15 protein-coding genes and 1 tRNA gene are annotated in these 15,873 nt (G+C 66.2%); 8 read left to right on the top strand and 8 right to left on the bottom strand.

The annotated features are described in order from the left end of the window. Positions 1-11 precede the first annotated feature (11 nt). The gene (locus AC1X6S_RS12800; RefSeq protein ID WP_483406139.1) at positions 12-959 is read left to right on the top strand and encodes a ribokinase; all 948 of its coding nucleotides are present in this window, start codon (positions 12-14) and stop codon (positions 957-959) included. Positions 960-1,124: 165 nt separating this feature from the next. Next, a complete protein-coding gene (locus tag AC1X6S_RS12805; protein ID WP_483406140.1) occupies positions 1,125-1,994 on the top strand; it encodes a sugar phosphate isomerase/epimerase family protein in 870 nt (289 codons plus the stop codon). 13 nt (positions 1,995-2,007) lie between these two features. On the opposite strand, the gene AC1X6S_RS12810 is transcribed toward AC1X6S_RS12805, so the two are convergent. Next, positions 2,008-2,841, bottom strand: a complete 834-nt coding sequence (locus AC1X6S_RS12810) for an oxidoreductase (RefSeq protein ID WP_483406141.1) — start codon at positions 2,839-2,841, stop codon at positions 2,008-2,010. Between the two features lie 128 nt (positions 2,842-2,969). Between AC1X6S_RS12810 and AC1X6S_RS12815 the strand changes: the two genes are divergently transcribed. Continuing rightward, positions 2,970-3,503 carry a GNAT family N-acetyltransferase gene (locus tag AC1X6S_RS12815; RefSeq protein ID WP_483406142.1) on the top strand — a complete coding sequence of 178 codons (534 nt, stop codon included), beginning with the start codon at positions 2,970-2,972 and terminating at the stop codon, positions 3,501-3,503. On the opposite strand, the gene AC1X6S_RS12820 is transcribed toward AC1X6S_RS12815, so the two are convergent. Then, positions 3,500-5,257: a MinD/ParA family ATP-binding protein gene (locus tag AC1X6S_RS12820; RefSeq protein WP_483406143.1), complete on the bottom strand. Its 1,758-nt coding sequence runs from the start codon at positions 5,255-5,257 to the stop codon at positions 3,500-3,502. The genes AC1X6S_RS12815 and AC1X6S_RS12820 overlap by 4 nt on opposite strands. A gap of 202 nt (positions 5,258-5,459) precedes the next feature. Between AC1X6S_RS12820 and AC1X6S_RS12825 the strand changes: the two genes are divergently transcribed. Next, on the top strand, positions 5,460-6,257 hold the full coding sequence (locus tag AC1X6S_RS12825) for an isocitrate lyase/PEP mutase family protein (RefSeq protein WP_483406144.1): 798 nt from the start codon (positions 5,460-5,462) through the stop codon (positions 6,255-6,257). 90 nt (positions 6,258-6,347) lie between these two features. Here AC1X6S_RS12825 and AC1X6S_RS12830 read toward each other — a convergent pair whose 3' ends face one another. Together AC1X6S_RS12830 and dcd are read right to left on the bottom strand one after the other, a co-directional pair. Then, positions 6,348-6,866 carry a hypothetical protein gene (locus AC1X6S_RS12830; protein WP_483406145.1) on the bottom strand — a complete coding sequence of 173 codons (519 nt, stop codon included), beginning with the start codon at positions 6,864-6,866 and terminating at the stop codon, positions 6,348-6,350. An 18-nt stretch (positions 6,867-6,884) separates the two neighbouring features. Further along, positions 6,885-7,490: a dCTP deaminase gene (gene dcd, locus AC1X6S_RS12835; protein WP_483406146.1), complete on the bottom strand. Its 606-nt coding sequence runs from the start codon at positions 7,488-7,490 to the stop codon at positions 6,885-6,887. A gap of 58 nt (positions 7,491-7,548) precedes the next feature. Between dcd and AC1X6S_RS12840 the strand changes: the two genes are divergently transcribed. Both AC1X6S_RS12840 and AC1X6S_RS12845 read left to right on the top strand, forming a co-directional pair. Next, positions 7,549-7,619, top strand: a tRNA-Gly gene (locus AC1X6S_RS12840). Positions 7,620-7,734: 115 nt separating this feature from the next. After that, positions 7,735-9,624, top strand: coding sequence for an FUSC family protein (locus tag AC1X6S_RS12845; protein ID WP_483406147.1), 1,890 nt, complete (start codon positions 7,735-7,737; stop codon positions 9,622-9,624). A gap of 15 nt (positions 9,625-9,639) precedes the next feature. Here the strand turns inward: AC1X6S_RS12845 and AC1X6S_RS12850 are convergent, their stop codons facing one another. After that, positions 9,640-10,530: an alpha/beta fold hydrolase gene (locus tag AC1X6S_RS12850; RefSeq protein ID WP_483406148.1), complete on the bottom strand. Its 891-nt coding sequence runs from the start codon at positions 10,528-10,530 to the stop codon at positions 9,640-9,642. A gap of 85 nt (positions 10,531-10,615) precedes the next feature. Here AC1X6S_RS12850 and AC1X6S_RS12855 point away from each other — a divergent pair, with 85 nt between their 5' ends. After that, positions 10,616-11,098 carry a MarR family winged helix-turn-helix transcriptional regulator gene (locus tag AC1X6S_RS12855; protein WP_483406149.1) on the top strand — a complete coding sequence of 161 codons (483 nt, stop codon included), beginning with the start codon at positions 10,616-10,618 and terminating at the stop codon, positions 11,096-11,098. A gap of 84 nt (positions 11,099-11,182) precedes the next feature. Here AC1X6S_RS12855 and AC1X6S_RS12860 read toward each other — a convergent pair whose 3' ends face one another. Further along, positions 11,183-11,755 (bottom strand): chloramphenicol phosphotransferase CPT family protein, encoded by a 573-nt coding sequence (locus tag AC1X6S_RS12860; protein ID WP_483406150.1) that lies wholly within the window; start codon positions 11,753-11,755, stop codon positions 11,183-11,185. A 59-nt stretch (positions 11,756-11,814) separates the two neighbouring features. On the opposite strand from AC1X6S_RS12860, the gene AC1X6S_RS12865 reads away from it, so the two are divergent. Then, complete coding sequence (locus tag AC1X6S_RS12865) at positions 11,815-13,743, top strand: dipeptidyl-peptidase 5 (protein ID WP_483406151.1); 1,929 nt, start codon at positions 11,815-11,817, stop codon at positions 13,741-13,743. Positions 13,744-13,801: 58 nt separating this feature from the next. Here the strand turns inward: AC1X6S_RS12865 and AC1X6S_RS12870 are convergent, their stop codons facing one another. Together AC1X6S_RS12870 and AC1X6S_RS12875 are read right to left on the bottom strand one after the other, a co-directional pair. After that, positions 13,802-14,986 (bottom strand): MFS transporter, encoded by a 1,185-nt coding sequence (locus AC1X6S_RS12870; protein WP_483406152.1) that lies wholly within the window; start codon positions 14,984-14,986, stop codon positions 13,802-13,804. A 64-nt stretch (positions 14,987-15,050) separates the two neighbouring features. Then, positions 15,051-15,737, bottom strand: coding sequence for an SDR family NAD(P)-dependent oxidoreductase (locus tag AC1X6S_RS12875; protein WP_483406153.1), 687 nt, complete (start codon positions 15,735-15,737; stop codon positions 15,051-15,053). Positions 15,738-15,873: the final 136 nt, after the last annotated feature.

A 15,873-nucleotide genomic window follows, 5' to 3' on the forward strand; every position in this document is an offset into this window, starting at 1 on the left:
AGAAGGACACCATGAGTTCCCAAACCTCAGCATCGGCATCCGGTGGCGTGCTCATCGTCGGAAGCATCAACGTCGATCTCACGACCTTCTCGTCGAGGCTCCCGGCTCGAGGCGAGACGATCATCGGCGACGAGTTCACCCTCGTGCTCGGCGGCAAGGGTGCGAACCAGGCCGTCGCCGCCGGACTCGCCGGCGGCAACGCGCACATGGTCGGCTGCGTGGGCACCGACCTCTTCTCCGACGTAGCGAGCAGCGGGCTGGCGGATGCCGGCGTGCACGTCGACCACGTCCGCTCGGTTCCGGGGCCAACAGGAGTAGCGCAGATCCGGGTTGACTCATCGGGTGAAAACGACATTGTGGTGGTTCCGCTCGCGAACTCGTCACTCAGCGAGTCACATATCGACGACGCGTTCGAGGCCATCGGGTCGAGCTGCCGGGTTCTACTCACCCAGCTCGAGATCCCGTGGGCGCTCACGCAGTACTCGATCAGGAAGGCGCACGACGCCGGCCTCACCGTCGTTCTCGACCCAGCGCCGGCCACGGCCCTCGACGACGCGATCTGGCCCCTCGTCGACATCGTCACTCCGAACGAGACAGAGGCCGCCATCCTCACCGGCATCGAGGTGACCGACGAATCATCGGCGGTTGAGGCCGGTCGCTGGTTCACCTCCCGCGGCGCGACCAGTGCCCTCATCACCATGGCGGCTGCTGGAGCGGTTCTGGTCACGGCGACGAGCGTCGAGCGGTTCGACTCCATCCGGGTCACCGCCGTCGACACAACGGCAGCCGGTGATGCGTTCGCCGGTTACCTCGGTGCTTCACTCGCCGACGGCCTCGACCTCGCCGCTGCGATCCGGCGCGCGATCGCCGCTGGAGCGCTCACCGTGACGCGACAGGGCGCTTCCCCGAGCCTCCCCCACCGTGACGAGGTCGACGCGCTCCTCGCTCGTACCCGCTGAGTCCAGCGGGCGTTGAGCGCCCCGGGTCGGGTTCGGGGTCAGGGTCGGGCCTGATACCGGGTTCACGATTCGGCCGCACGGCCTGTCCCTCTCCCGCACCGCGGAGTAATCTCTGCCGGAACGGGCTTCGCACCGGCGCGGCCACCGGGGTGGAAGGACACGATCGTGCTCATCGGCGCACACGCTCTCGTCTTCTCAGGCTCATTCGACGCCGCGGGGCTGACCCTCGCGATCGAGAAGACGAAACAGGCGGGATTCGACCTGATCGAAATCCCCCTCATGGACCCTTTTCATTTCGATCGGATGCTCGCGGCTCGCCTTCTGCAGGACAACGAGCTCGCGGTCAGTGCGTCGCTCGGCCTGAGCGAGGCAACCGACCTCACGAGCGACGACCCCGATGTCGTGGCTCGAGGCGAACGGATGCTCGAGGAGTGCCTCGACATCGTGCACGCGATGGGTGGGACCAATCTCTGCGGCGTGATCTACAGCGCCATGAAGAAGTACATGACGCCCGCGACCCCGGCTGGTCGCGCGTCGAGCGCCGCCGCACTCGCCCGGCTGGCGTCACGGGCCGAGGGCCTGGGCATCCGTATGTCACTCGAAGTCGTCAACCGTTACGAGACCAACGTGATGAACACGGGCAGGCAGGCGCTCGCGTTTCTCGACGAGGTGGGGCACGCCAACGTCTCAGTGCACCTCGACACGTACCACATGAACATCGAGGAGTCGGATCTGTACACCCCGGTCCTCGACGTCGGCGATCGGCTGGGTTACGCGCACGTCGGCGAGAGCCACCGCGGCTACCTGGGTTCAGGCACGGTGGATTTCGGCTCGTTCTTCCGCGGCCTGGCGCGGATCGGTTACGACGGGCCCGTCGTGTTCGAGTCGTTCTCGTCGGCCGTGGTGAACGAGGACCTCAGCAGGATGCTCGGCATCTGGCGCAACCTGTGGGACGACTCAGACGACCTCGGCGCGCACGCCAACCGCTTCATCCGCACCCAGCTGCGTGCCGTGGAATCCATCACGCTGCACTAGGCGAAAGAGCCGCCTATTCCTCCGGGTAACCGGTACTGAGGCTGAGGTCGCGCCAGGTGTCAGCGTCCCGCCGCTCCCGATCAGCCAGCGTCTCGAACCCGTCCATGGCGTCGGCGCCGAGCAGCAAGAGGAGGGGTGCGTTGGGAGATTCGACCGCCGTGATGATCGCCTCGGCGGCCAGCGCCGGGTTGCCCGGCTGGGTGCCGTGCACCGTGTCGTTTTCCTTCCGCCGCTTGCCAGCGGTCTCGGCGTAGTCCGGGATGGCGGTCTCAGACTGTGCCAGCGAGCGCCCGGCGAAGTCGGTGCGGAATCCGCCCGGTTCGACGACGGTGACGGCGATTCCGAGCGGTTCCAGCTCCTTGCGGAGGGAGCCGGACATGCCCTCGAGGGCCGCCTTCGACGCCGCGTAGTACCCCGACCCCGGCGGCGTGAGGCGCACGCCGATGGAGGAAATGTTGACGATGGCGCCGGAGCGGCGTTCCCGCATCGCGGGCAGGACCGCCTTGATCATGGCGACGGCTCCGAAGAAGTTGGTGTCGAAGAGCCGCTTGACGTCTTCGGGGGTGGCTTCCTCCACGGCGGACCGATACCCGTAGCCCGCGTTGTTCACGAGCACGTCGACGGCGCCGAACCGGCGCTCCGCCTCTCGAACGGCTGACTCGATCTGCGCCGGGTCGGTCACGTCCAGCGAGAGCGCGAGGGCGGAGTCGGGAGACGTGTCGGCGATGTCCTGCACCGTCGACGCGTCGCGCGCCGTGACGACGACGTTGTTGCCGTGGGCGAGCACGGCGGTCGCGAGCGCGCGACCGAGGCCTGTCGAGCAGCCGGTGATGAGCCAGGTGGACATCTGAGTTCCTTTCGACGGGCGCCGGGCGGGAGAGGCCGACGCGCTCCGAGACTAGTGGTGAGCGCCAGGACACGGAAAGGGCTTGCACTGGACCGCGGGAGCCCTCGTTGTGCCGGTAGATTTGGTCGATGCGCGACGCCACGTTCTCCATCCGCCCCACCACCGATGCCGACTGGCGCGAGGTCAGAAGACTCCGTCTTGAAATGCTCGCGGACACTCCGATCGCTTTCGGCGAGACGCTCGCGCACGCACAGGCCGTGGGCGAAGCCGAGTGGCGGATGCGAGGCAGGCGAGGCACGAGCGACGGTGGAACCGTGCTCGTAGCGATCACGGATGACGGCCGCTGGGTGGGCACGATGGGTACGTACACGCCGAACGGCAGCACGGTGCCGATGCTCGTCGGCGTCTACGTCACTCCGGAGTTCCGGGGTGAAGCGGCCGGCGTCACCTCCGCTCTCCTCGAGGGCGTCGAGCAGTGGTCAAGGGAACGATCCGACCGGATCACCCTGCACGTTCACGAAGACAACACCCGGGCGCACGCGTACTACGCGAAGAAGGGCTACCGCGACACCGGCGTGACCGTGCCGTACGACCTCGAGCCGGGTAAGCGCCAACTCGAGATGGTCAAGATTCTGGTGCCGGGCGAGGCCAGGTCCGCCTAGAGTCCGTCGGCCACCGCCGCCGTCACCTGGAGCCACGCTTCGCGAGTCTGCGGAGAGAGCACGTCGACGTTGAGGGGACCGCCGCCCTGGAAGCCGGGGTCGTACGGCACCTCGAGCACCACGCGGGTGAGGGCCGAAAAGTGGCTGTGCAGTCGCTGGGACAGCTCGGGCTGCACGGTGTCTCCTGGTGACGAGAGGATCGTCACGGCCTGGCTGACCTTGTCCTGGTGCCCCTTCTGCCTGAGCCCATCGATGAGCCACGCAGCACTCGCCGCGGTTTCCTCGTTCACCGTGGTGACGACGACGAGCTGGTCGGCCGCTTCGACGGCCGCTTCCCAGTTGGATGCGCGCATGTTGTTGCCCGTGTCGATCACGAGTACGCGATAGAACCGGCTGAGTGTCGAGTGGAGGCTGCGGAAGGCATCCGCATCGATGGTGGAGGACGCGGCGGCATCCTCGTCAGAAGCGAGCACATCGAACTGGGCGTCGCCCTGCCCGCGCACGTAGTTGTCGAGGTACCCGACGCGCGCCGACTCGACATCGGAGAACCGTCCGAGGTCGCGAAGCAGGTCGACCGCGGTGTTGGAGTGCACCGAGGGCTGGGCCCGCCAGCCGAGGGTGCCGCGGGTTTCGTTGTTGTCCCAGGCGAGCGTTGATCCACCGCGGTGGGTACCGAAGGTCGCGGCGAGCAACAGGGTTGCGGTCGTCTTGTGCGCTCCACCCTTCGGGTTGAGCACGACGATGGTCCGCGGCCCCTTGAGGCTTCGCTGGACCCGCCGGATCGCATCGCGGTGGGCTCGCTCGCCTTTGCCTGGGCGCGGCGAGATCAGTCCGCCGGTCACGCGACGGACGGCTCCCTGCCAGCCCTGTTTCGCCGGACCCTCCGGCGCCGATGGCCGTGACTGGAGGAAGTCCTCGAGGGTGGGCGCGACGCCCGCTTCACCGTCCGATGGCGAGGATGTCGAAGCGGATGCCTTCTCCCGTCTGCTCGATGACGGCAACAGCTGGTCAAACGTAAGCTCTGCTGCCTCCGCCTCCGCCTCCGCCTCCGCCGAGTCAGGTTCCTCGGTGGTTTCTCCGGCAGCGGACCGTGCAGTCGTGAATGGAGTGACCTCGGCTGGCGCGGCGGATCCGGAATTGTGGTGCGACAGGTCGCTCTCCTCTGAATAGGACCGGAAGGTTGACCTCCGTGTCGGTGCTGACTCGAAGCTTCTGTCGTTGTGCGGCGTCGGCTCGGATCCGGACTCGGCGAAGTCGATGAGGTCATCGATGCCGAAGGGGGGCGGGGGAATCACCGGGGTTGCCTCGCCGAAGGCGGGGTTCAGCACGGCTCGTGCCGGTGCTGACCCGCGGACTGATCCTTCCGCTGGAGACGATGGGCGGGTCGGCCTGGTCTCGGGTGCCGGCTCCTTCGCGCGGGCGGACTCGCTTCTGGACCCAGCAGCTGTCGCATCGCGCGCCGAGGCAGCGGCATCCGGCACAACAGGACCTTCCGACTCGACGTTGCCGTCGGGGTGAACAGACAGCAGGTAAACGCCGTCGAGATCGGTGATGGCCACCAGCACCCGTTGGTTGCGCGCCTTCGCCTCGTCGGTGACACGCGCAATGATCGCGGCTCGAACCTCCGCGACGTCATTTGCGCGAATGTCGGACTGTGCGCCGTCGACCGAGATCGTGCCTGTACCGTCGGCTCGGGCTACGGCTGTTATCCACGGCTCATTCGGCTCAGTGGACTCGTTCGGCTCGTTCGACACGTCAAGTCACCATCTCTATCAGCGGCTGATCAGTACCCGTGCGGGCGTCAGATCGGCCGGTTTCCAACTACCAGTATCGCCTGACCCACATTCGGGGGGCGAATCCGGGCCGCCCCCTCACCGCTGAGCGACGCTGCAGCAACCGTGTTCGCGATTCAGTTATGGGTGGCGCCGAGGCATCCGACCTGTCCAGACTGGGGAGATGACGACTCAACTCGAGAAAGCTCAACTGCTCAACCGCCTCCACGCCCCCGGTGATCCGCTCATCGTGACGAACGTGTGGGATGCCATCACGGCGAAGATCGTCTCAGAGGCCCCGGGAGTGCGTGCCCTCGCGAGCGCTTCACACTCGGTATCCTTCGCGCGGGGCGTGCCCGACAACGAGGGACTCACCGTCGATGCCGCGATCGAGGCGGCGCGCATCATCGCCGGTGCCGTCGACCTGCCGCTCTCGGTCGATTTCGAGAAGGGCTACGCCCCGGATGCCGCCGGCGTCGGTGACAACGTTCGTCGCCTGATCGAAGAATCCGGCGCCGTCGGAATCAACATCGAGGACTCACTTGAGGCGGCAAACGGTCCCCAGCGCAGTATCGACGACTCGGTCGTACGCGTTGCCGCCGCCCGCGGCGCGGGTGACGCCACAGGCATCCCGCTCGTGATCAATGCCCGGGTCGACACACTCGCCGGCGGCGGCAGCTGGGAGGAAGCGGTCACGCGGGCGAATGCCTATCTCGACGCCGGTGCCGACGTGATCTTCTTCCTCGGGCTGAGCGATGAGGATCGCGTGAAGCGCGCGCTCGACGAGGTGAACGGGCGCATCTCCACGATCGGTGGGCTCGGCGGCATCCCCCTCAAGAGGCTCGCCGAACTGGGAATCTCCCGCGTCAGCTTCGGCCCGCAGACCCTCGGCCTCACCCTCGCTGCGCTGCAGCGTGCGGCGACGACGCTGACGGCGCTCGGGGACTACCCCGAGGACCTCAGCTTCCGGTTCGAGCTGTAGCGGGCGCCTCACGCATCAGTTCCGGTCGAGAACATCAGGCGCAACTGGTGTTCTCGACCGCAACTGATGCTCTCGCGGCACGCGCGGCGGTCAGCTGACGCGCATGCCCTCATTGTGCTCGTTGAGCACCCACGTGGTTCCCTCGTCTTCCGAGACGAAACTCTCCCACCGGTAGGAGTGCTCGGTGATCTTCGAGAAGTTCCAGCGGATGAGCAGACCGTCGTTCCGCGTTCCGTCCTGACGGATGCCGTCGCGCTTGTGCGCGGTGGCGACAAGATGCGCGTATTCGCCGCGCTCCGGCTCGAAGTAGCTCACGCGCCAGGCACCCATGTCGCGGTCGTAGACCCGGACCGCGGTTGAGATGGTTTCGAAGCCGTCCTCTGTTGGCGTGAGCGCGACATCCTGAACGGCCTTCCCGTCCAAAATAAACCCGACCACCCAGACGAAGTCCGACTCATGCCAGTTCCCTGTGGCCTCATCCATGCGGCGTGAGTGCACGTTCCAGCGACCGACAAGCCGACCGAAGCGGAACATCCGATTCGGGTATCTCTCGGTGGCCGCATCCGATATGAGTGCGTCAGCGAACGAAAGGTCGATGGGGTCACTCATGGCGGTGGCCTTTCTTGCCTAGCTGCCGGCGCTGCCGGCGTCGATGAGGCCGACGTCGGTGCGGTGGAAGTTCTTGAACGAGCGGGATGCGGTCGGGCCGCGTTGACCCTGATAACGGGAACTGTACGCGGCTGAGCCGTACGGGTTCTCAGCCGGGGAGGTCAGCCGGAAGAAACAGAGCTGGCCGATCTTCATGCCGGGCCAGAGCTTGATCGGGAGGGTCGCGACGTTGGACAGTTCGAGGGTCACGTGGCCGGAGAACCCCGGGTCGATGAAGCCGGCTGTCGAGTGCGTCAGCAGACCGAGGCGGCCGAGTGAGCTCTTGCCCTCGAGCCGGGCAGCGATGTCATCGGCGAGCGAGACCTGTTCGAACGTTGCGCCGAGCACGAATTCACCCGGGTGCAGGATGAACGGTTCGTCTGGCTTCGTTTCGATGAGGTGGGTGAGCTCTGGCTGGTCTTCGGCCGGGTCGATGTAGGGGTACTTGTGGTTGTCGAACAGCCTGAAGTAGCGGTCGAGGCGCACGTCGATGCTCGAAGGCTGGATCATCTCGGAGTGGGACGGTTCAAGACCGATGCGTCCGGATGCCAGCTCTGCCTTGATGTCGCGGTCGGAGAGAAGCACGAGGTCAGTTTATCTGGCGCGTCTTGCTAAGATTGCGAACGTCGCCGTACGGCGTCACGCGGATGTAGTTCAATGGTAGAACTTCAGCTTCCCAAGCTGATAGCGCGGGTTCGATTCCCGTCATCCGCTCTCCCAGGCCCGACAGCGGACCCGCCGGTCCCCGATCCGTGAAGGTCAGGCGCGCGACCGACGCCAAGGACCTCGGCCTCTGCCACCTCCCACGCCCCCTCTTTACCGTCGAGGCATGAACGCGTCACGCAACACTCGAGGCGGGTCTGCGCAGGGTGCCGGTGGCGCCGAGGGATCCACGGAGTCCAAGGCCAAACGTCCGAACGCCAGGCACCCCAAGGGCAGTCCGATAGTGATCGTCCTCATGATCATTGTGGTCCTTCCCTCCGTGCTCCTCGCCGACGCGTGGGGAGCCGGCGCAGCGGGGATCATCGGCGGCCTGACGGGTATGTTCTCGCTGGTGGTATTTATGGGCGGCCCTCTGAAGCCTGACCTCCGCGTGATCGCGGTAATGGGACCGCTTCTGGTCGTCGCCGCGGTCGTTCCGCGCCTCGTGGCTGAGGCGTCTCGCCCCGCGGCGATTGCGCTCGTCGTTGTGCTCATTTTCGTGGCCGCATTGCTTCCGCTGATCGGGCCACGCTTCGCCAACGCCGGCATGGGGCTGGGGATGACCACGGTGTTCGGTTACGGCTACGCTCCAGCCGGCGGAGCCGACCACCGACAGGTGATCGTGGCCGCCGTCGCCGGCGTCGCCGTCGCTCTGCTGCTGCGGGTTCAGATGGGGATCTCGGACCCGTCGAAGCCGACAAGGGAGCAGGTCGCCAATGTGCTCGTTGCGGATGATCCGGGCGCGGCCACCGCCACCGCGTTCGGCACCTGGCTGAGCGACGGCAGGCAGCGATGGCTGGCTGACGCACTCGAGGGGGCCTCCCGCTACCGGCGGGCCCTGCACACCGCAGAGCTGTCCGACGCGAGCGGTTCGGCCGACACCGAGATTCGCGCCCGGGCCCACACGCTGGCCGAGCAGCTGACATCCAAGCCGGGACGGAACAACAATCCGGTCACAACCTCGCCGCCTTCGTCGACGTCGGCCCCCACCGGGTCACCTCTCGCCGAGGCCGCAAGCGGCCTGGACGCCGTTGAGCAGGCAATGCTGGATCATGACGCCTCACCGGTTAACCTCGATCGCGATCGGCGGCGCCAACTTCAGGATGCAGTGCTGCATCCGTCCGCGAGGCTGCGGTCCATCCAGGTCAGGCACGCGTTCCGCACCGCGCTCGCAATTCTTCTCATGCTGTTGATCACGTCCGGCCTGCAGCGCGGCGATCCCCTGGTCTCCACCGCACTGCTGGCTACGTTCGGCATCATGCAGGCCAGCTGGAACGACACCGCCACCAAGGCGAGGAACAAGATCATCGGCCTGGTCGCGGGCTCGCTCACAGTCGCGTTGGTCCTGCTGTTCGTCCCGACCCGCTACCTCACCCTCGTCGCAGTGGTCGCGCTGTGTCTGGGGCTGTGGTTCATCGCCACCCGCCCCGCGCTTGGCAATGCTTTCATGGTTATCGTCAGCGTCGGCTTCAATTCAGCGACCCGCGACCTGAACCCGGTGAACCTTCTGGCGCAATACGTCGGACTCACAGCGGCAGCGGTGCTCATCGGATGGGTTCTCGGCTTCATGGTCATCCCCGCGTTCCGACCAGCCCCCCTGCGACAACGGATCGAGACAGCGACCCAGGCCACCGCGTCCGCCCTGCGTGCATCTTCGAACCGCGCTGGTCCGCCGGGGCCAGAGGAGCTCGCCCTGTTCCGGGACGCAACACGCACGCAGGACGAGCTGGTTCCCGACCGCGACCGGCTCGATGACAGGCAGCTCGCCGAGCTGGACACGCTGCGCTCCGGGTTGCGGGATTTGACCGCGCTGGCCGACGCCACCGAGCTGACCAGCGGCGAGCTGGATCAGGTGATCAAGGCGCTGAGCCCCGATGACCGGGGCAGCCGGGAGGAACAGGGCGGCACTACCCCCGAGGCCTCCGGCGCGGCATCCTCCTCGACTCTGTGGAACCTGGCCCAGCAGACCGGCTCAGCCGAACGAGACCTGTTGCGGACGCTGCCGGCCGGCACCTGAGAACACTCGGTGTTCCTACTGATCATCCACCCGTCTCACAAAGTCCAGAACAGCGGATGCCAGCTCCGCGGGTGCCTCCTGGGCAACGAGGTGACCGACGCCCTCGATGTGCACCGCCGTGAGCTCTCCAGCCGCCACCGGGCGAAACGACTGCTCTGTGAATGGGGAATTGGCGCCGTCGACGGCGAGGACGGGGACGCGCAAGGGATGCGCCTCGGCGAGCGCCCGAGTCGCCCCCTTGTCCGTGAACAGGGAACGGTAGAGGCCTTCCGTACCGCGCCAGGCGTTCGGCCGCGAGTACGTGCGAACGAACTCATCGAGGTCCTCTGCACGGATTGCACCGGCCGTGCCGTTCATCATCGGGTAAGCCCAGTCAGCCAGGAGCTCGCGTTCGTGTCCGGGCAGGAGCATCGAAGGGATGCCGGGAGTGCCAAGAAATCCGACATGCCACGAACCAAAGGCGTTGACGTCGGCAAGCGCCTCGAGACCGAACCCGGCAAGGGAGGATTCGACCGCTGTGAAGCTTCGCACCTCATCCGGATGGGACGCAGCGAACCGGAACGCCACGCCTCCGCTGATGTCCTGAGCGAGAAGATGCACAGGGCCAGCCCCCAGATGTGTGACGAAGTGGTGGAGGTCGTCGGCCAGGGCCTGCTCGCTGTAATCGTTAGCGGTGGTGCTCGAGTCGCCGAATCCACGCAGGTCGAGAGCGTAAACCCGGTGGGACTCCGCAAGCAGCGGAATGAGGCCCCTGAATGCCCACCACGTCTCAGGCCAGCCGTGCACGAGCAGGATAGGTGAACCGGACGTACCGGCGGTGACGTAGTGCAGCTCGGTGCCGTTGAGCTGAGCTCGATGGTGGGAGACGCCGGGGATGGTTGCGCCGAGTGCCGCAGTGGCGGACATATCGTTCTCCTTAATAGACAATCTTGTTGTCCATCAACCATAGACAACAAGGTTGTCTATATCAACCCTGGCTTAGACTTCCCCTATGTCTCGGAAGGGTGGCGACCTAGCGCTGCTGATGCTTGCGGGGTTCCGCACTCTTGCCGACAGAGCCACCGCCGAACTGGCGCGGCGAGGCCACGATGACTTTCGTCCGGTGCACGATTTCGCGCTTCACTCGATCCTCTCCGGCGCCGAAAACGCGTCAGAACTGGGCCGAGCGATGTCGGTAACAAAGCAGGCTGCGGCACGAACGATCGCTGTCCTGGAAGAACGGGGTTACGTCGCCAGGGAGCCGGACGAGGCGGATCGCCGGAAGATGCGCCTGCGGGTCACCGAGCGCGGGACAGCTCTTCTGCGCGAGGGCGAGGCCGTATTCGATGAGATGCGGGATGAGCTCCAGAAGCAGGTGGGCGCAGAATCACTCGCCATCACGGAAGCCACACTGCGCGCGCTCGTTGGCGACAATGCGATTCGCCTCGACTCCCCCGGCTGGGCCGCCGACATCGACACCGACGCTCGCTCCTGACCGTCGACCTGAGAACGTCCGACTCAGGCAGGCAGCCCACACAGGGCAGGTCAGACGGGGCAGCTCAGACGGGGCAGCCCTTGCCTACGAACGGATAAGGGACGGCGCCCGCACTCCGAGGTGTCTCACTATTGCCCAGGCGCATTCCTCGGCCGGCCTGGAGGTCGTGTCCACCTCGAGGTCGTAGCTCACGCCGGTGTGCACACTCAGGGCCTGTTGCCGCGCCATTCCCTCTGCCCGGTCAGGCCGCCGCGCTTCGCGGGATGCAGCAACGTCGGCCTCGCAATGGACACCCACCCACAACATCCCGGTATCGCTGAACGTTGAACGCAGACTCTCCTGCCCGGTACCCCCGGAGAGAAAAACTTCGTCGAGGATCATGTGCGCCCCAGCCGCTGTCATCGCGCTGAGGCCGGCATACCAGCTTCGTTCGAGAGCCCGATACTCGTCGCTGAAGGTGATCGTGCCGTCGTGCTCAAACGTGACCCCGGCTCGCGGGCTGTCACCCCGACCCGGGAGTGCGTCGATGAAGGTGTCGACGCCGAAGGTCAACCAGACGCCGGGGAGCATTTCCTGCAGCGCTCGCGCGATCGACGATTTACCTGAACTGGATCCGCCGTTCAGCACGATCACTGTGGGGTTGAGACTGGCAGACACTCTCCGAGCGTAGCCACATTGGCTGCCCGCTGAAACACGCGAGCTGGCAGGATGTCGCCATGACGACAATCGCTCCGTACGGGTCCTGGCGCTCACCGATCTCCGCTCATGACCTCGCCGAGAGCGGGCACGCCGTGAGCGAAGGCACATGGGTGGGCGATGAGGTGTGGTGGCTCGAACTTCGACCGAGTGAGGGCGGCCGGTTTGCGGTCCGCACGACAGGTGAAGATGGCGACCCCATCGACATCCTGCCGGAGCCCTGGAATGCCCGGACCCGCGTGCACGAGTACGGCGGTGGAGCGTGGGCAGCGGACGACGACGGCACTCTCGTGTTCGCCGAGTTCACGGATCAGCGACTGTATCGCCTGGATCGTGGCAGCCGTAGTCCTGTACCGCTCACGAGTGCCGGTACCGGATTCCGCTTCGCAGATCTCACGTGGCGCGACGGCGAAATCATCGCCGTGCGCGAGACCCACTCTGGCGACCTCGTTGACAGAGACATCGTCGCGGTGCCGGTGGACGGCAGTGCCGATGGCAACAACGAGGCGATCCGCTCCATCGTCACGGGTTCACACTTCCTCGCCTCTCCGAGGTTCTCCCCCGACGGCAGAAGCCTCGCCTGGATCGCGTGGGATCACCCGCAGATGCCATGGGACGGGACCGAGTTGCGCGTCGGCGACCTCGACCGAGCGGGCCAGGTCAGCGAGTGGCGCGCGCTCGCGGGTTCAACGACCGAGTCTCTTCTGCAGCCCGAATGGCGGGATGACGACCATCTGACGATCATCACCGACCGATCCGGCTGGTGGAATCTTGCCGAGGTTGATCTCGAGGGAAACGTCACACCGCTGCACCCGGACGAGGCCGAATACGGCGACGCACTCTGGTTCGTCGGGCTGGCATGGTATCGACTGCTGGCGGATGGCCGCATCCTTGCCGCGCGAACTCTCGGCCAGAGCGAACTCGTCATCATCGATCCGGCGACGGGCGCCAGCTCGGTCGCGGCCCAGCCGCTCACTCACATTGTCCTCGGACCGGTCCGCGGCACGAGTGTGCTGCTCGCGGGAGGCAGTGCGAAGGACGCACCCGGGCTTCGCCGTCTCGACCTCGACTCGGGAGAGATCACCGTGGTTCGACTCTCGGTCGATTCCCTCCCGGATGCCGGATACCTCCCCGTCGCTGAATCCCGGACGTTCGAGGGAGACCGGGAGGTTCATGCCATCGTCTATCCGCCCCGGAGTGCAGATTTCGCGGCCCCCGATGGCGAGCTGCCACCGTTCGTCGCGTTCGTCCACGGTGGCCCAACCACCCGGGCACCGTTCGTCGTCAACCCCACGATCGCCTATTTCACCAGTCGCGGTATCGGTGTCGTCGACGTCAACTACGGCGGATCGACGGGATACGGGCGGGAGTATCGGGAGCGGTTGCGCGGGCAGTGGGGCATCGTCGACGTGGAAGACACCGTTGCCACCGTGCTTGGACTCGCGGACGCCGGACTCGCCGACCGGGCGCGCCTCGCGATCCGCGGAGGCTCGGCGGGCGGGTGGACGGTGCTCGCTGCGCTCACGAGTTCGGACGTGTTCGCGGCGGGTACCTCGTATTTCGGCGTGGCCGAGCTGACCCAGTTCGCCAGGGACACGCACGACTTCGAATCGCGCTACCTCGACGGGCTCATCGGTCCGCTTCCGGAAGCGGCCGATCTTTACCGGTCGCGTGCGCCGCTCAACCGGGTGGATAACCTCTCCACCCCTGTACTTCTTCTTCAGGGCCTCGACGACCCGATCGTGCCGCCGTCGCAAGCAGAGCTTTTCCGTGATGCCCTGGCACGGAAGGGCATCCCCCACGCATACATCGCCTTCGAGGGAGAGTCGCACGGCTTCCGTCGCGCGAGCACAATCGTGAGCGCGACGGAAGCCGAGTTGTCGTTCTACGGTCAGGTGATGGGGTTCGACCCGGTCGGCGTACCGCCGCTCGAACTCGTCAGCGAATAAATTCGTCGGCCCGCCCTGCTCGCTCCCGAGCAGCAGGATGCCGTCCGGCCGAGAGCCGTCAGCGCCGCTGACGCAGGCTCACGAGCACGACAGCGCCGGCGATTGCAGAGATGCCGCCGACCAGGAGGGGGGCGGTGGCTGCGACATCATCGACGAGGATTCCCCCGACGATCGCACCGACAGCGATCGCAATGTTGCACACGGTCACGATCACTCCGCCGATCTGCTCGAGACGGGTCGGCTGAGTTCGGGCACCCCACGTGAGCACGGCGGTCGGAAGGCCACCGAAGCCGAAACCCCACAGCGCAGCCGCGACAAACAGAGCGACGGTCGAACCGCCGGTCGCGAGCATGACAAGCATCCCGATTCCCAGGACCGTTGGGAACAGGAAGACTGCCGCTCGGAGTGCACGGTCGGCCAGCGGACCGCTGAGGGCCGTGCCGACGAAGTTGGCTATTCCGAACACGAGCAGAAGCAGAGCGAGTCCCCCGGCATCGATGTCGGATACGCTCTCGGCAGCTGGCCGAATGTACGTGAAGCCGCTGAAGTGACCGCCGAAGGCCAGCAGCACCGCGACCAGTCCGATGATGACGGCCCTGGAGCGCAGTGTCGCTCCGAGCGCCCGAATTCCGCTGCCAACAGTGGGTGTGACGTGCGGCAGTGTTGCCGCCTGCACGATCAGCGCCAGTGCCGCCACAACGGCACCGAGGACGAACACTCCCCGCCATCCCCACAACTCCCCGAGCCATGCGCCGAGGGGCACCGCGGCGACGGTTGCAACGGACACACCGGCATTTACGACGGTGAGCGCGCGCCCGAGGTGGTCCGCGTGAACCAGATGCGCGGCGACCGCCGTGGCCATTGCCCAGAACCCGCCGAGTGCGACACCCAGCAGGAGCCGGGACGAGAGAAGCACCAGGAGGTTCGGTGCCAGCGCGACGGCGAGGTTGGAGATGATGGCGAGCAGCGTGAGGCCGATCATGACGCGGCGCCGGTCGGCATGCGGCAATACCACCGAGATGAAGAGGGCTGAGAGCGCGGCCGCGAGCGCGGTGACTGTGACGCTCTGCCCCGCTGCGCCGACCGTCACCCCAAGGTCGCCGGCAATACGCGGCAGCAGGCTCGCTGGCAGGAACTCCGACATGACGATCGCGAAGATCCCCAGTCCGAGTGAGACCACGCCGGCCCAGGAGCCGGGCTTGTGGTCGGTCGATGTGTCGATCGACGAGGTTGTGCTGGTCACGATTCAATTCCTTCGATTGTTCGAGTGGTCAGGCGTGCTTGCGTACGGGGGGGGGATGCCGTTCTCACCAGTGAAGATGCCCGTCTTCGTCCTGGAACGTCCCTGTCGGGCCGTCCGGGTCGAGGGTCGCCAGGCGCACGACGGTTTGCGCACTCTCCGCGGGCGGCCTGCCGCCTTCGAACGCCGCCGTCATGTCTGTGGCGGTGTACCCCGGTTCGAGTGCGTTGAACTTGATGCCGGGATGCGACTTGGCGTACTGGACGGTGAGCATGGTGGCCGCCGCCTTGGACGCGGCATAGAGGAGATTCCTCAGTTGCGATTCGACCCGGTCGGGATTGTTGACCGCCCAGAACGACCCAGCGCTGCTCGAGACGGTAACCACCGTCGGGTTGGACGATTTCTTCAGCAGCGGGAGCGCAGCTTCCGTGACGCGCACGACTCCCACCGCGTTGGTGTCGAACGCTCGCAGCGCCATAGGGCCGTCGACATCGCCAAACTCCTGAATTCCCGCGTTGTTCACCAGGATGTCCAGCTGGCCCTCGACATCACTGATAGCCCCCAGCGCGTTCGTTACCGACAGGTCATCAGTCACATCGAGCTGCACAAATCGCGCGCCGAGCGACGCGGCAGCCTCCTCACCCCGCTCAGCGTCCCGCGCGCCGACGTACACGAGGTGCCCCAACTCCACCAGCTGTCTGGCTGTCTCAAATCCGATGCCCCTGTTTGCCCCGGTAACCAGTGCGACGCTCATGCGTCTCCTCTCGAAATAAGCGGCCCGATCGGGCCGTTAAGGAAGCTATGAGAAGCGCACACCGCCAACCAGCACCCTCCCCAGCCGGGGGTATGACAGGGCCCCCTCACTCCGCGCCACACAGCCATAGGCTGGC

It is taken from the genome of Mycetocola sp. Y442, from assembly GCF_056898615.1.

Excerpts from the sequence above, each read along its gene's own strand:
- AC1X6S_RS12830 (WP_483406145.1), bottom strand. The coding sequence starts at position 6,866 with ATGAGTGACCCCATCGACCTTTCGTTCGCTGACGCACTCATATCGGAT.
- AC1X6S_RS12800 (WP_483406139.1), top strand. The coding sequence starts at position 12 with ATGAGTTCCCAAACCTCAGCATCGGCATCCGGTGGCGTGCTCATCGTC.
- AC1X6S_RS12865 (WP_483406151.1), top strand. The coding sequence starts at position 11,815 with ATGACGACAATCGCTCCGTACGGGTCCTGGCGCTCACCGATCTCCGCT.
- AC1X6S_RS12850 (WP_483406148.1), bottom strand. The coding sequence starts at position 10,530 with ATGTCCGCCACTGCGGCACTCGGCGCAACCATCCCCGGCGTCTCCCAC.
- AC1X6S_RS12845 (WP_483406147.1), top strand. The coding sequence starts at position 7,735 with ATGAACGCGTCACGCAACACTCGAGGCGGGTCTGCGCAGGGTGCCGGT.
- AC1X6S_RS12815 (WP_483406142.1), top strand. The coding sequence starts at position 2,970 with ATGCGCGACGCCACGTTCTCCATCCGCCCCACCACCGATGCCGACTGG.
- AC1X6S_RS12810 (WP_483406141.1), bottom strand. The coding sequence starts at position 2,841 with ATGTCCACCTGGCTCATCACCGGCTGCTCGACAGGCCTCGGTCGCGCG.
- AC1X6S_RS12875 (WP_483406153.1), bottom strand. The coding sequence starts at position 15,737 with ATGAGCGTCGCACTGGTTACCGGGGCAAACAGGGGCATCGGATTTGAG.
- AC1X6S_RS12855 (WP_483406149.1), top strand. The coding sequence starts at position 10,616 with ATGTCTCGGAAGGGTGGCGACCTAGCGCTGCTGATGCTTGCGGGGTTC.
- AC1X6S_RS12825 (WP_483406144.1), top strand. The coding sequence starts at position 5,460 with ATGACGACTCAACTCGAGAAAGCTCAACTGCTCAACCGCCTCCACGCC.